This window comes from Glutamicibacter arilaitensis Re117, from assembly GCF_000197735.1.
GTDB classification, from domain to species: Bacteria; Actinomycetota; Actinomycetes; order Actinomycetales; family Micrococcaceae; genus Glutamicibacter; species Glutamicibacter arilaitensis.
The window spans coordinates 1062022-1076998 of record NC_014550.1; the positions used below are offsets into that span (position 1 = coordinate 1062022).

Sequence of the window (14977 nt, forward strand, 5' to 3'; positions counted from 1 at the left end):
ACCGGTATTAAAATACCGGTATAGTAATTGGAGTGATCGAGATTCTCACCGCCAGTGAAGTAGAGCGCGCCCGCGAGACCGGACGCCTTGTCGGAAACATCCTCAATACGCTCAAGCACCGCGTGCAGGTCGGCACCAACCTTCTGGAGATCGACGCATGGACCAAGGAAATGATCGAAGAAGCAGGAGCGGAATCCTGCTATGTCGACTACGCCCCGTCTTTCGGCAGCGGGCCCTTTGGCCATTACATCTGCACCGGCGTCAATGATGCCGTACTCCATGGCTTGCCTCGCGACTACCAGCTGGCCGATGGCGACCTGCTTACGCTGGATCTGGCCGTCACCTTGAAGGGCATCGCCTCCGATGCGGCCATCAGCTTCATCGTTGGCACCGCTGCGCGTGCAGAAGACCTGAAAATGATCGAAACCACTCAGCGCGCCTTGGATGCGGCCATTGCCCAAGCGCGTCCCGGAGCCAAGGTCGGTGACCTGTCCTTCGCCATCGGGTCGGTGCTCACCGCCGAAGGATACAAGGTCAACATGGAATTCGGTGGCCACGGCATCGGCAGCACCATGCATCAGGACCCGCATGTCTCCAACGATGGGCGCCAGGGCCGAGGCTACACGCTGCGCCCTGGTCTGCTGCTGGCTATCGAACCATGGGTCATGGCCGATACCAACAAGCTGGTGACCGACGGCGACGGTTGGACCCTGCGCAGCGCCACCGGCTGCCGCACCGCACACACCGAGCACACCATTGCGATCACCGAGACCGGAGCGGAGATTCTCACCCTGCCCAGTGGCCCGTTGGCCTAAGTCGCGGTGACCGGGGCGGCTGCTTGCCGCCATTCCAAGGAGCCGGCGGCCCGGTGCAATGCGCCGCGGCTGCCGGCAGGATCCGCCACCAGGTTCGCGGGCAGCGCCCCGGCGAAGTGCCAGCCACGGCCTGCCGCCAGCTGCCGCAAGTTATCCAAATTCCGGGCATGCAGGACCGAGGGCTGTGCCGGATAGCTGCCCAGCAGCAGTGTCCCGCGATCAAAGCCGCGCGCAAGGCAGGCCTCCAAAGTGAGCGCGCTGTGGTTCAATGTACCCAGATCCGGCCGGGCCACCACCACCAGCTCGGCACTGAGCGTTGCGGCGAGATCCGCAATGTTCTGCCCCTGCGCCGTCAGCTCCACCAGCAGCCCGCCGGCACCCTCGACGAGCACCGCATCGTGCCTTGCGGCCAATTCGCGGATCCGCTGCACATGGTTGTCCAGACTCGGCAGGGCTAGAACAGGATCCAATCCGGCGCATAGGGCCGCGTCCGCCGGTGCCATGGGTTCGGCTAGGCGCACACCCTCGGAAGCCGTCAGCCTCTCGGGATGCCCCAGCCAGCGGGCCGCATCCTGCGCATCGCCGGGTTCTTGGCCCTGCACCCCTGTTTGGGCCGGCTTGTAGATGGCCACGCTTTGCCCCAACTGCAGCGCCCTGGCGGCCAGCACTGCGGTGGATACGGTTTTGCCGACTTCGGTGTCGGTTCCGGTGATGACGTGGATCATGGGTGCCTCGATTCATTCGGGTAGCGGCAGAACACCGCATCCGGGGCTTGGAAAGATAACGAGTAGCCGAAACGCACGGCTTTCGGGTCGGCTACCAGCGTCGGCAGCAGCCGAGCAGTTTCGGCGAGGACCAGTTCAGCTTCCATCCGTGCCAACCCCGCGCCCAGGCAACGGTGGATGCCGTGTCCGAAGGCCAGCGAGGCATCAGCGGCAGTGCCCAGCTCTCCTCCAGACAGGCGCAAGACCAGTTCGTCCCCGGCCTGGAACTCCTGGTCACCGAGCCGGATGGAGCTAGTGGCAATCCGCCGCCAGGTCGGCACCGAGGAAGCGCGGGAAAGCACTTCGCCCACCAGCTGCCGTGCGGCAGCCATACCCGTGTCCCGGTGGGCCAAGGCGCTCCAGCGATGATCGCGAAGGCCTGCGTGCAACGCGGTGGAAATGAGCATGGAAGTGGTTTCCTGCCCGGCGATGCCCAGGAAATAGGCCAGGGAGCGCAATTGCCGCTCGCCAATCCCGGTCCGGCGCAGCTGAGCGAAAAGATTTTCGTCATCGCGTTGCACCGCCTCATGCACGGCACCGTCCAGCCAGGCATAGTATTGGGCTGCGCTGCGGGCCAGTTCAAGCTGTCGAGGCTCATCGGGCCAGCCCCAGAACAGCTCCAGCGAATCCTGGCTCCAGGCCTTCAAGCTGCTGCGCGGCGGCACCGGGAAGCCGGTCATCCGCGCCATGATTTCTACCGGGACCACCGCTGCCAGTTCGGTGCCCAGGTCCAGTACCTCGCCTCGGCGCAGCCGGGTATCCAAGCCTGCGCAGATTTCGCGCACCCGGGCCCGGACCTGCTCGCGTTGGGCGCGGACCTTGGCCGGGCTGAAGAACCCGGCGGTAATCCGCCGCACCGCCAGATGCTCCGGTCCCGAGGCACTGGCCAGCACCTCGGGCAACGCGAATTTCACCCGGCTCAGGATGCGCAGTGCCGCCGGGGCAAGGGGCACCGCGGTGGCCAGCGCATTGGCGGGGGAGAAGTGCTCGGGTCGGGCCAGGATGGCGCGCACCGTCGCAGGGTCCTCGATACTCCGGTAGCGCCGGTTGATGGCGGCCGGGTAGGCGGCCGGCAAGTCACCTGCCAGCGGGGCCTGGTCCAGGGCGCTCGCCGTGGCGGCATAGGGGCAGTTCATCAATCCTCCTCGGCGATGGTTCGGGCCACCGTACGGATGGCAATTTCAAGTTCCGGTCCCTGGTGCTGGGCATGGGCGGTGAGCCTCAACCGGGAAATCGAGTCGGGCACGCTGGGCGGGCGGAAGCAGGCCACAGCAATGCCCGCGGCCGCCAGCTTGGCCGTTGCCCTGAATGCCGCGGCGGAACTGGACATCCGCACCGAGTGGACCGCTCCAGCCCCGGCGTCTACGCGGTCAGCCAGATGCGAATAACTGCGCAACTGCTCGAAAACCAGCCGCGCATTGGACTGCAGGGCAGCTAGCCGCTCCGGGGTGGCCAAGCGCAGTGCGGCCAGTGCCGCGGCCGCGGCCACAGGGGACAGCCCCGTGTCGAAGATGAAGGTGCGTGACGCGTTGACCAGCTGCTCACGCAGCGCCTGGGCGCCGGATCCGCCCAGGAGCACGGCACCGCCCTGGGAACCCAGCGCCTTGGACAACGTGGCGGTAGACAGCACATGCGAAGCACCGGCCAGCCCGGCCGCATGCACCGCCGAACCCCGGGGCACGGCACCCAGCGAATGGGCTTCGTCCACCAGCAGCAGCGCCCCGTACTGCGCGCACAATGCTGCCAGCTTCGGCAGCGCCGCGGCATCCCCGAAGACCGAATAGATGGATTCGACCACCACCAGCACCCGCGGCTTGCCCTGCGGATCTTCGCGGTTGGCATGCAGCAGGCGGGCGACATCCTCCAGGTCATTGTGCGCCGCGGTAGCCACCGCGGATGCCGAAAGCTTGGCGCCATCGATCAGGCTGGCGTGGGCATGGGCATCGATGATGAACAGGCTGCCCGGACCGCCTAGGGCGCCGAGCACCCCCAGATTGGCGGTGTAGCCGCTGGAGAAGACCAGCGCCGACTGCCGGTGGGCGTAGCTGCAGAGCCCGGCTTCCAGCTCCCGGTGCACTGCGAAGGTCCCGCCGGCCACCCGGCTGGCACCGGCTCCCGCGCCGTGCTCCAGCGCCGCATCGGCCGCGGCTCGGCGTACCTGCCGGTGTCCGGCCAAGCCCAGATAGTCGTTGGATGCCAGATCGAAGACCCGGCCCCTGGGCGCATCGTTGCGCTGCAAGCCGCGCAGTTCGCGCACCCGGGCGCGGGTGCCCAGCCAGGTCTCCCAGCGTGGAGCGGGCTCAGCCATGAACTTGCTCCAACGCGCCGACCAGGCTCTGGCCCAGGGCGGCGATGTCGCTGGGGGTGCTGGTATACGGAGGCATGACATAGGCCAGGTTCCGGAAGGGCCGCACCCACAGCCCACGGTCCACCGCGGCCCGGGTTAGCGCCGTTACGTCCACCGGTCCGTCGAGTTCGATGGCCCCCACCCCGCCGAGTACCCGCACATCGATAACGTGGCCAAGCTGCGCGGCGGGTGCCAGTGCGGCGCGCAACCCGGCTTCCAGGGCGGAGACTTGAGCGCGCCACGGCCCCTGGGCTGGGGAACCGGTCCCGGGAGCGCCGGTGAGCAGATCGAGCGAGGCGCAGGCCACCGCGCAGGCCAGCGGGTTGCCCATGAAGGTGGGACCATGCAACAGAGCGGACCCGGTGCCACCGCGGCCGCTGGCCAGGGCCGAGGCGATTCTGGTGGTGCAGAGCATCGCGGCCAGCGTGAGGTAGCCTCCGGTCAGTGCCTTGCCCACGCACATGATGTCCGGAACGATCCCGGCATGTTGCACCGCGAACAGTTCCCCGGTGCGCCCGAAACCGGTGGCGATCTCGTCGGCGATCAGCACCAGGTCGTAGTCATCGGCCAGCTCGCGCAGGATCCGCAGCACCTCCGGTGGGTAGACGTGCATGCCGCCCGCGCCTTGGAGCACCGGCTCGCACACGATCCCGGCCAATTCAGGTGCGTGCGCCGCCAGCAGCCGGCGGGTTGCCTGCTCCCACTGCTGCATCCCGGATTCGCTATGCTCCCAGCTACCTTGCTCGGTGCGGCGTGCCGCAGGGGGCTTGGGCAAGAACACCTGTGCGGCGGACAGCGGCGCGAAAGCTGAATGCATGCCATCCACCGGGTCGCAGATGCCCATGGTGGCGAAGGTGTCCCCGTGGTAGCCGCCGCGCAGCGCCGCGAAACGGCTGCGTCCACTCCGGCCCTTGGCATCCTGGTATTGCAAGGCGAGCTTGAGCGCCACTTCGACGCTGATCGACCCGGAATCGGCCAGGAACACATGGCTCAACCCCTCGGGGGCCAGGGTGACCAGTCGTTCGGCCAGCTCGATCGCCGGGCGGTGGGTCAGCCCGCCGAACATCACGTGGCTGAAGCGCTCCAGCTGGCCACGCGCGGCGGCATCCAGCGCAGGATGGCGGTATCCGTGCACCGCGGACCACCATGAGGACATGCCATCGAAGACCTCGTGGCGTTCGCCCCGGGCGTCTTCCAGGGACAGCCGGGTACCGCGTGCTGCGGTGACCGCGTAGCGGGCCCCGTCATCCAGCGGTGCATAGGGGTGCCAGAGCAGCCCGGCATCCCGGGCGAGCAGCTTCGAACCGGTGGCGATCATGCGTTGGGGGTTTCCCGGGTCCCGGCGCCGCGACGGCGCAGAAGCGGCTGGGAGGCGGCGGGGCCGCAGCCCGAGGACCCGCTGCCGCAGGCAGGGGAAGCATCCGAAGAGCAGCACGATCCGCTGCACCCATTGGCCCCGGCGTTGCCCGCATCTTCCGGCTGGCGCGCGGCATGCGCGGCGGCTTCGCCTAGGGCGCGGGCGATGCTGGCTGGGTCCTGGTCCTCTTGGCCCAGCACAACGAATCCGGCATCGGCAATCATGGCCAGATCGGTTTTCGCATCCTGCCCTTCGCTGGTCAGGTAATCGCCGAGGAATAGCGAATTGGCAACTTCCAGCGCATTGGCCTGCAAGGAACGCAGGTGCATTTCGCGTCCGCCGGCCATCCGGATCTCCTTGTCAGGGCAGGCCATGCGCACCACGGCGAGGATGCGCAGGCACGCCAACGGGGTCAGGTTCCAGGTGCCTTGAAGCGGGGTGCCGTCGAAGGGCATCAGGAAGTTGACCGGGATGGAATCGGCGTCCAATGCGCGCAGGGCGAAAATCGCCTCAACCAGCTGCTCAGCGGTTTCGCCGAGCCCGACGATGAGTCCGGAGCAGGGGGAAAGCCCAGCAGACTTGGACTGTTCCACGGTGGAGACGCGCTCGGCGTAGCTGTGGGTGCTGCAGATGTCCGGGTAGAGGGACTCTGCGGTGTTCAGGTTGTGGTTGTAGGCATCCGCGCCGGCGGCCTTGAGCCGCTGCGCTTGGCCCTCTTTGAGGATGCCGATGCAGGCGCAGACTTCCACCTGCGGGTGTTCTTCCTTCAGGCTTCCGATCATCGCGGCGACGCGGTCGATATCCCGGTCGGTCGGGCCTTTGCCCGAGGCGACCATGCAGACCCGTGACGCTCCGCCGGCGATGCCCAAGCCGGCCTGGTGCACCGCCTCTTCGGGCTTGAGCCAGGTGTATTTCAGGATTTCGGCCTTGGAGCCCAAACGCTGCGAACAATAGGTGCAGTCTTCCGGGCAGAGACCGGATTTCAAATTGACCAGGTAATTGACCTTGACGGTGTTGCCGAAGTGCTTGCGCCGCAAGATGCCGGCGGCAGCGACGAGCCGGAAGACCTCTGCGTCATCCACTGACAATAATTCCAGCGCCTCCTCGGCGTTGAGCTCATGGCCCTGCTCGATGCGGGTGGCCAGTTCGGTGCAATCAATCGTGGTGCTGCGCTGCGGGGAGATGCTCATGGGTTCCTTCGCCTGGTTCCTTGGCCGCTGAGGTGACGCGACTTCGACTTGAACGGTGTTCAATTAAGGCACTAATGTACACGAAAAAGCCCCTGCATTGAACATTGTTCAATGCAGGGGCTTGAGTCGCGTCGCGTACAGCGGGTGGTGCTAGTTGATTCCGAAGCCGCCGGTCCATTCGATCTTCTCGCCTGCGGCCAGCGAGATCTGCATGAAGCCGATGCCCTCCAGCTCGCGAGCGCGCTTGGTGGCGCCGGCATCGATGGCGCGCAGTCCGCCGGCAGTGACCAGTGCGGACAGCTCGCCCTTGGCCGTTTCGTCGTCACCGGCGATCAGCACGGCGGTCTGGGTGCCACCGACCTGGCCTTCGGCGATGGTTGCGGCGAAGTTGGTGTTGAAGGCCTTGATGACCGTAGCTTCCGGTAGCGCCTTGGCGATTTCGGCCGTGGCTGAGCTGTCAGCTGGCACAGTGAGCGAGTCAAAGGTCTCGAAGTTCAGCGGGTTGGTGATGTCGACGACAACCTTCCCTGCGAACTGCTCGCCGCGTTCGGCGATGATGCTTTCGATGGCTGGGTACGGCACGGCCAGTACGATGATGTCGCCGTAGGCTGCGGTAGCCGAGTCGCCCGAGCCGAGCATCTGGATGGTGGCGCCGCCCTTGTTGAGGACCGATGAAATTGCCTGACCCATATTGCCGGTACCGATGATGCTGACGTTGACCATGAGGACTCCCTGAGTTGATTGGTTGAAGCTTTAACTAAATACTAAACCTACTAAAGTTGAAGTGTCAAGTATATTTGGGAAAATTCTTTTTACCTTTCCGCAAGTGCCCTCGTGCCGGCGCTGAAACAGGGTCGAGGAACAACAGATCCTGAGCAGAAACATAATGATCAGAAGCGACGTGAGGCCCCGAGAAATCGAATGAGGGTAGGATGGCAGAAACAACGAGAAGAGTGGGAAAGCGAGTAACTCGATGGACACAACGCAGCTGTGGTCGCTGGTACGCGCCGAACGCGAGACGCTATGCGAATTCTTGGGAAACCTGAACCAGAGCCACTGGCAGCAAGAATCTCTGTGCCCGCCATGGACGGTACGCCACATCGTTGCCCATATAGCAGCCGCGGGGTCTACGGCCACCGGGGCCTGGCTGGCCAATATGCTCCGCAGCGGCTTCAATACCGATCGGCACAATGCGCGGCTGCTGGAGAAGTTCCTTGGCGATTCCCCTGACCAGACCTTCGATAATTTCCAGAATTCTTGCGGCAACTCCATAGCGGCACTGAACTCGGTTCCGGCACTGCTGGGGGAAGTGGTGGTCCACAGCCAGGACATCGCGGTTCCCCTGGGGATCACACTGCAGCCGGGAGCCGAATCAATAAGGGAAGTGGCCGAATTCTTCGTATCCGATAATTTCGCGGTCAACAGCAAAACTTTGGCCAAGGGTCTGAAAATCGTTGCGGTCGATCAGGAATTTGCCGTTGGAACCGGTCCTGAGGTGCGTGGCAAGCTGCTGGATATTGTCATGGTTCTGGCTGGACGGAGGCACGGCTTGCCGCAGCTGGAAGGTGACGGCGTTCAGGAGCTGCAACGCCGGCTTGGCTGAGAGACGCATCAGATAGAAGCATCGCGCCGCACGAATACCGTGCGGCGCGATGCGGATCTGTCAGGGGCTAGCCCAGCGGGGCTAGCGCGCTAGCCAGTGGATTCTCCAAATCACCGGCGTAGAGCAGTCCGCCGGACTGGTCAGTGAGGTCAAGCATCTGCTGGTTATTGCGCAGCTGCAAGCGGTTCAGGCAGGACAGGGGGAAGCTCTGGGCAAACAGGCCCAACTCATCGAAGCGTTCGGTGAATTCTGGATGCCGGTCACGGTAATCCAGCAAGCGGCCAACGACGGACTTCCAGAACTCTTCCTCGCTTATCAGGCCCTCGGCATCCAGCAGCGGCGCAAGGAAGCGGAAGAAGGAATCGAAGACATCTGTGAAGACCGAGAGCACCGGGTCGCCGCCGGTGCGCACGCGGCGGATTTCTTCGGGCAGTTCCACCCGGTCCGAAAGCACCGCAATCTCTTCTCCCAGATCCTTGAGCAGCACCTTCTTGACGGCACCGTTTTCCAACACCATGATGACGTTCTCCCCGTGCGGCATGAACACCAAATCGTATGCTGCCAGGCAATGCACCAACGGGATGAGATAGGCATCCAGATATTGGTTGAGCCACGTCTGCGGGTCCAGGCCACTGCGCCGGATCAGCGCTCCGGCGAAGGACTTGCCGTGGACATCGACATGCAGCAAGCTCGCCATGGTGGCCAGCTTCTCGTTGTTGCCCAGCGTGCTGATCGGGGATTCGCGCCACAGGGCAGCGAACATCTTTCGCTGCGGCGCGCTCTTGTCCGTGGCGGCTTCGAACTGCGGGTTCCGGTAGCCCACCGCCGCGATTTCTCGCAGCAAGGCCACAGGCTGGCTGGAGAGCACCGGATCATTCTCGAATAGCTCGCCCAGCCATTGGTTGATGGCCGGTGTGACCTTCATGTATTCAGCGCTCAAGCCGCGCATGAAGCCCATGTTCAAGATGGACATGGCGGTCTTCACGTAGTTCCGGGTGGGATTGGAGAGGTTGAAGAAGGTGCGGATCGATTGTTGTGCCTGGTATTCGTCTTCGCTGGTGCCCAGCCAGATCAGCTGCTTGCGGGCAATGTCGTTGGCGAAGGTAATCGAGAGGCGGTTTTCCCACTGCCAAGGGTGCACCGGCATGAAGATGTAGTCTTCTGCAGATAATCCGGTGCCGAACAGGGCAGCCTCCAGCGCGTCGTCCAGGCGCTGGCGTTCTGCCGGGTGCAGCTCGCCGGAGAGCAGTGATTCGTAGTCCAAGGTGTCGATGGCATCGAACTGCGCCCGGGACTTGTGGGCCGCGGCCCAGCCGAGGCGCAGCGCAGCACCGGTTTCCGGTGCATAGCGCAGGTAGTCGCTGCGGCCCACGCCCATGCGGCCATTATTCGCAACGAAGCATGGATGGCCCTCGGTCATGGAGGATTCAATGAGCTGGAAGGACTGCGCTGCATCGCCGGGGAATTGCGCGAGCTGCGCGGCATCATGGGTGGCGTGGACCTGCTTGTAGCAGTGGCTGGACAGGGTAGAGGAGAGCTCTTCGAGGTAGGTGGGCAGCTGGGCTTCGGAGAGCGTCAGCTCCCGGTAGAAGAGAGTGATGAAATCAATGGCATCAACTTCGGCCTGGTGCCAGATCCCGTCGGCGAACTGCTGGTGTTCCAGCGAATGCGGATCAACCAGCCAGTGATTCAACTGGTAGCGGCGGGCGGTGAAGCTGTAGCGGTGTCCGTCCTTCTGCACCGAGTAGCGGTTCTCGCCGTGATCGGCCGGTTCCAGCAGGCGCTCGTGGGAGAACTCGCCCAAGGCCTTGGCCAAGACATGGCGGTTGGCGCGCTCCCAGCGTTCCGGGCTGAGGAAGGAAGAATCCAGGCTGCGACCGGTTGCGGTTTCAAAGTCGTTGCGGGTGCAGATCGAGAGCAGAGCCTGCTTGGTGGAACCATCTGGTTCAGCCAGCTGTACCGGGCGCACCGGGCGGAAACCGACTCGGGCGTTCAGGGCGTGAATCGCCTTATTGCGCTGGTCAGGTTCCACGATGATGCGTTCGGTGCCCGGACGGGAAAAGGCCTGCTGCACCGCAGCGCTCAGCGCATCGAGGGTGAAGCCAGGCTGCGGGGTGCTGGCGGCAGGGGCCAGGAAGTGCAGTCCGCGATCGCCGCGCACGTAATTGTAGGCTTCAGCGAGGGCAGAGGTCGCCGGGTTGTAGAGCTCCACGAGGAAGCGCGCGCTGCCGGCGCCGTCCAAGCCCAGCAGCACTTCGTAGTCATCGGTCTCCAGCAGTGAACGGTATTCGGCGGCAATTTCGGTTTCGCTTGCGGTGGGCATGCCCCAGAATGCTGCGTGCTCGGTGGCGATCCAGGAATGCAGCAGCGCGGTGTCTTCGGGCAGGGAGATGGTGCGGAAGGTGTAATTGGTCATTGGGCTTTGATCCTTAGGCGCGGGAGTTGGCAGTGTCGGCGGTTGGCAGGCCGGCGAGTTCGGCGGCGCCGAAGCGCTGGAAGGCAATTTGCGCTTCCACCGGGTAGACCGTGCGTCCGGCCACGCGGTTGATGATCACCGAATTGCGGTAGGCTCCCATCCCCAGATCCGGAGCGGTGAAGCCGTGGGTGTGCAGTTCGGCGTTCTGCACGAAAATGTCTTCGTCCAGCCCGATGGAGTATTCCCGATCCACGTTCAAGCGCCCGTCGTCCAGGTAGTTGATGCGCTCGGTGATGCCGTCCAGGAAGTCGGGGGTTCCGGCACGGTAGCCGGTGGCCATCACCAGATTGTCGGTGACGAATTCCAGATCCTGCGCGGTGCGTTCATGGCGCAGGGTCACGGCCAGCTGTTCGGCTGCGGCCTCGATGCTGGTCGCCGTGCACCCGGTGCGCAGGTGGACATTGGCCGCTCCGTTGACACTGCGCTGGTACAGCTCTTCATGGATTTCATTGATCAGATCCGCATTGATGCCCTTGTACAGGCCCTTTTGCTCCGCAGAGAGCACGTCGCGCTGTTCCATGGATAGGCCATGGAAATGGTCAATGTATTCCGGAGAGGTCATTTCCAAGGTGAGCTTGGTGTATTCCAGCGGGAAGTAGCGTTCCGAGCGGGTGGCCCAAATCAGGTGGCCGTCTTCGGGCAGGCAGCGCAGCAGGTCGAGGAAGATTTCCGCGGCGCTCTGGCCGCTGCCCAGTACACAGGTCACCTGCGGGCGGGATTCGGCTGCGCGTGGGGCCAGCAGCTGCTCGCGGTGGAACATGTAGTCGCTGGAATGCACCACCTTGCCCGTGCCGCGAGCTGCGTCGCTGACCACCGGCGGCAGATAAGGCTGGGTGCCGGTGCCCAGCACCAGCTTGTTTGCGGTGAAGCTGCTCAGCCCCGAAGCGGTGAGCACCGATAAGTGGTAGCGGCCCCCGCGGTATTCGACTTCCAGCACGCGGTGCCCGAAGCGCACGCTGTCGATGTTCGTTGCGGCCCACGCCAGATAGTTGGAATATTCTTCACGCAGCGCGTAGAAGTTCTCGCGGATGTAGAACGGGTAGATCCGTCCCTGTTCCTTCAGGTAGTTCAAAAAGGAGTGCTTACTGGTCGGATCGGCCATGGTGACCAGATCAGCCATGAACGGAACCTGCAGGTGGGTTCCGGGCAGCATCATGCCCGGGTGCCAGACGAACTTCTCGCTGGCATCCAGGACCGCGACCTTGAGATCGTCGAGACCGTCGGTGAGGGCGGCGAAGCCAAGGTTGAAGGGACCAGCGCCGATGGCGATGGCATCGAAGTGTTCGGCTGGTTGATTCATTTCTTCTCTCCAAGGGTGCGTTCGGCCAGGATGCTGGTGCCGATACGGCAGATCGCGTCGAGGATCTGGCTGATATCGGCCAAGGTGGTGTTGGGATTGAGCAAGGTGAGCTTGAGCATCCGCTTGCCGGCGACGGTGGTGGCGGCAATCATTGCTTCGCCGCTGGCATACAGGCGATGGCGGATCTGGTTGGCCAGCGCATTGTGCTCGGCCAGCTCCAGCGGGTGCTGCGGATCTTCGAAGGAGAAGACCAAAGTGCTGAGCTGGACATCGGCGGCCATATGCAGCTGGGTGCGCATGGCGACTTCCTGCTGGGCATCCTCGGCTAGGGCAATGACCTTATCGAACATGTCGCCGAGCCGGGTGGCACCCAGGGAACGCAGAGTGACCCAGAGCTTGAGCGCATCGAAGCGCCGGGTGGTCTGCAGCGACTTGGCCACCTGGTTGGGGACGGCTTCGGCCTCGGCACGCGGGTTGAGATACTCCGCGTAGTGCGCGATGGATTCAAGGGTTGGAGCGTTGCGGACCACCAGGGAGCTGGAGCCGATGGGCTGGAAGAAGGACTTGTGATAGTCCACGGTGACCGAATCAGCCTGCTCGATGCCGTCCAGCCGGTGGCGGTGCTTGTTGGAGATCAGCAGCCCGCAGCCATAGGCGGCATCGACGTGGAACCAGGCACCGGCTTCGGTGGCGATCGCACGCAATTCAGGCAGCGGGTCAATGGCGCCAAAGTCGGTATTGCCGCTGGTGGCGGAGATGGCCATCGGTACCAGGCCGGCGGCAAGGTCTTTGGCCAAGCGGTCGCGCAGTGCTTGCGCGTCCATGCGGTGCTGTGCGTCGGTGGGGATGGCGACGGCGGCGTCGTAGCCCAAGCCAAGCAGCATGGCGGCATTGCGGATCGAGAAGTGGGCATCCTGCGAGCAGTAGATGCGCAGGTTCGCCAGGCGTTCGGGCAGCGAGCCCTGCAGCTTCGCAGTGGCGGTGTTCCGGGCTATGAGCATGGCCTGCAGATTGGACTGCGTTCCGCCCGAGGTGAAGACGCCGTCGGCTTGTTCGGCATCGAAGCCAATGAGCCCGGCAGTGAAGGCGATGAGCTTGCGTTCAATCAGGGTGGCGCCGGCGCTCTGGTCGAAGGTGTCCATCGAGGTGTTGATGCTGGTGACGAAGTTTTCGGCGACAACAGCCGGGATGGCCACAGGGCAATTGAGGTGGGCTGCGTACTTCGGATCGTGGAAGTAGACCGCGTCCTTGAAATACAGCTCATGCAATTCGGAAAAAGACGCTTCGCTGGATCCCAGCGGCTGATGCAGATCGACTCGGTCGATCTTGGCTGCGAGCTGTTGCGGGGTCGGGCCGGTAGTTGGCGAAGTAACTGCGGCGAATTGCTGGGCTACAAGGGAGGCCGCCAGATGGGATGCGGTTTCGTAGCTTCGGGCGGTGTCTGCACACAGCAAGGCATCGTCGTAAAGCGGAAGGGGGAGATCAGGGATTTGCAGGGTAGGCAGTGAGGTACCCATGAGCATGCTCCTCAGATAGAGACGATTAAAATTTGGTCAGGCTCACCTAACAAGGATCTATCAACATCACAGGTAAGTTAGTTAATGCAAGCCGAGTAATCCGGGTTCTGCCGAAGATGGAAAAGTTTCGCCATTTTCCACTTACGCAGGGAAATGTTGTGGTAGCTTATGCACTGACCTGCTCATTGATAGTTGACAAGCGTGCCGCACTGCCTACTCAAGCGGAGTTCGATCCGCCGTTTATTGGCGCTTTCAGTTATCGCTAATCGTTTGATTGCTTTTTCTCTCGAAAAAGGTATGCTCAAACGGTTGGAGCAAGGAGTGACACGTGACCACCGAAAGTCAGGGGAAAATTCAGGGTGCCCAGCGCCTACTGCTGGGGTCCAACGCGACTGATGCCGCGGGACGCTCACTGGTGGACATCACCATTGACCTCGTGTTCGTCGGCACCTTGGGCGCCACCGCCATGCATATGGGGCTGCTCAATATGCTCAGCTCACTTGCTTTCGTCATTGCCAGCCTTCCCGCCGGACATTTGGTGGACAAGTACTCGGCGCTACGTGTCTTGCGTATCGGACTGGGCACAAAATTTGCGCTGTTGATCTGTCTGGCACTGCTGGCGTTCACCGGGACACTGTCGATCCCGCTGGGAATGCTGCTGTGCACCTTGCTGGGTATCTGCAATGTCTTCTCCGAAACCTCGCAAACCACCGCAGTGCCGCAATTGATCGAAGAAGATCCAGCCCATCGGACTTCGAGCATCAGCAAGCTCATTGCCCGATTGAGTGCCGCAGACCAAACCATGACCGTGGTCATCCCAGCAGTAGCTGGCACCGGGTTTACGCTCTTGGGAGCCCCCGCAATGCTGGGCCTGGCCACAGGCCTGGCCCTGCTCGGCCTGTTGCTGGCCTTGCGGGTTCGCAGCTATCGGCAGCAACTGGGTGCTGGACCAAGCGATGCGGCACCAAAGCAAAAAGCAAAGGTACTCTCCGGACTGCAATATCTGGCCAAGCACCGTACGCTGATGGCAATCACTCTCGCGGTAGCCCTGGCAAACCTCGGGCTGGCCATCGGCTCCGCGGTAGAAGCAATCTTCATCATCAAGGATCTGGGTTTCGGTGAACTCGGATACGGCCTGCTCGCCTCCGTTGGCGGCGCCGGCGGCCTGGTAGGTGCTGCGCTCGCCGGGAGAATTTCCGGTGCCTACTCTCCGGCGAAATTGCTGGTATTCACCGGAAGCGCCCAGGCACTGCTGGCCGGCTGCGTCCTGCTGGCAGCCTTCACCACCGAAGCCATCTCCCTGATCCTGCTCATCGTCCAAGCTTTGGGTTGGGGCGTGGCTGCTTTGATGTTCAATATTGCCTCTTCCTCGTGGGTGGTGGACATTGTCCCGGAGGAGTTGCTCGGGCGGGTGCTCAGCGCCCGGCGGCTATTCACATTCGGCGCAGTACCCCTTGGCGGCCTGCTGGGCGGATGGCTGGGATCCAGCTTTGGAACTACCGCAGGGCTCATCGGGTGGGTTTGCGCCACCAGCTTGGCGGTGCTCTGCTTCCTGCTGATGCGCAGCTCTGCGACCCGCTAGGCTGGAAAGCGTAAGCCCGACGAACC

Annotated in this window: 12 protein-coding genes; 3 read left to right on the forward strand and 9 right to left on the reverse strand. The window is 63.3% G+C overall.

What is annotated here, in order from left to right; translation table 11 throughout:
• The first annotated feature begins 32 nt into the window (after positions 1–32).
• Positions 33–815 (forward strand): type I methionyl aminopeptidase, encoded by a 783-nt coding sequence (map, locus tag AARI_RS05340; protein ID WP_013348308.1) that lies wholly within the window; start codon positions 33–35, stop codon positions 813–815.
• On the opposite strand, the gene bioD is transcribed toward map, so the two are convergent.
• From bioD to AARI_RS05370, 6 genes are all read right to left on the reverse strand, one after another.
• Complete coding sequence (gene bioD, locus AARI_RS05345; protein ID WP_013348309.1) at positions 812–1540, reverse strand: dethiobiotin synthase; 729 nt, start codon at positions 1538–1540, stop codon at positions 812–814. The genes map and bioD overlap by 4 nt on opposite strands.
• The gene (locus tag AARI_RS05350; protein WP_013348310.1) at positions 1537–2715 is read right to left on the reverse strand and encodes a cytochrome P450; all 1179 of its coding nucleotides are present in this window, start codon (positions 2713–2715) and stop codon (positions 1537–1539) included. Before AARI_RS05350 ends, bioD begins: the two co-directional genes overlap by 4 nt.
• On the reverse strand, positions 2715–3887 hold the full coding sequence (locus tag AARI_RS05355) for an aminotransferase class I/II-fold pyridoxal phosphate-dependent enzyme (RefSeq protein ID WP_013348311.1): 1173 nt from the start codon (positions 3885–3887) through the stop codon (positions 2715–2717). Before AARI_RS05355 ends, AARI_RS05350 begins: the two co-directional genes overlap by 1 nt.
• On the reverse strand, positions 3880–5244 hold the full coding sequence (bioA, locus tag AARI_RS05360; RefSeq protein ID WP_013348312.1) for an adenosylmethionine--8-amino-7-oxononanoate transaminase: 1365 nt from the start codon (positions 5242–5244) through the stop codon (positions 3880–3882). Before bioA ends, AARI_RS05355 begins: the two co-directional genes overlap by 8 nt.
• Positions 5241–6473, reverse strand: coding sequence for a biotin synthase BioB (gene bioB / locus AARI_RS05365; protein ID WP_013348313.1), 1233 nt, complete (start codon positions 6471–6473; stop codon positions 5241–5243). Before bioB ends, bioA begins: the two co-directional genes overlap by 4 nt.
• A 150-nt stretch (positions 6474–6623) precedes the next feature.
• A complete protein-coding gene (locus AARI_RS05370) occupies positions 6624–7196 on the reverse strand; it encodes an NADPH-dependent F420 reductase (protein WP_013348314.1) in 573 nt (190 codons plus the stop codon).
• Positions 7197–7446: 250 nt separating this feature from the next.
• Between AARI_RS05370 and AARI_RS05375 the strand changes: the two genes are divergently transcribed.
• On the forward strand, positions 7447–8076 hold the full coding sequence (locus AARI_RS05375) for a maleylpyruvate isomerase family mycothiol-dependent enzyme (RefSeq protein WP_013348315.1): 630 nt from the start codon (positions 7447–7449) through the stop codon (positions 8074–8076).
• A 67-nt stretch (positions 8077–8143) separates the two neighbouring features.
• Here AARI_RS05375 and AARI_RS05380 read toward each other — a convergent pair whose 3' ends face one another.
• From AARI_RS05380 to AARI_RS05390, 3 genes are read right to left on the reverse strand one after another with little or no spacing between them, the layout of a single operon-like run.
• Positions 8144–10492, reverse strand: coding sequence for a GNAT family N-acetyltransferase (locus tag AARI_RS05380; protein WP_013348316.1), 2349 nt, complete (start codon positions 10490–10492; stop codon positions 8144–8146).
• Positions 10493–10505: 13 nt separating this feature from the next.
• Complete coding sequence (locus tag AARI_RS05385; protein WP_013348317.1) at positions 10506–11852, reverse strand: lysine N(6)-hydroxylase/L-ornithine N(5)-oxygenase family protein; 1347 nt, start codon at positions 11850–11852, stop codon at positions 10506–10508.
• Complete coding sequence (locus AARI_RS05390) at positions 11849–13369, reverse strand: pyridoxal phosphate-dependent decarboxylase family protein (RefSeq protein WP_013348318.1); 1521 nt, start codon at positions 13367–13369, stop codon at positions 11849–11851. Before AARI_RS05390 ends, AARI_RS05385 begins: the two co-directional genes overlap by 4 nt.
• A 328-nt stretch (positions 13370–13697) precedes the next feature.
• Here AARI_RS05390 and AARI_RS05395 point away from each other — a divergent pair, with 328 nt between their 5' ends.
• The gene (locus AARI_RS05395) at positions 13698–14951 is read left to right on the forward strand and encodes an MFS transporter (protein WP_013348319.1); all 1254 of its coding nucleotides are present in this window, start codon (positions 13698–13700) and stop codon (positions 14949–14951) included.
• Positions 14952–14977 lie beyond the last annotated feature (26 nt).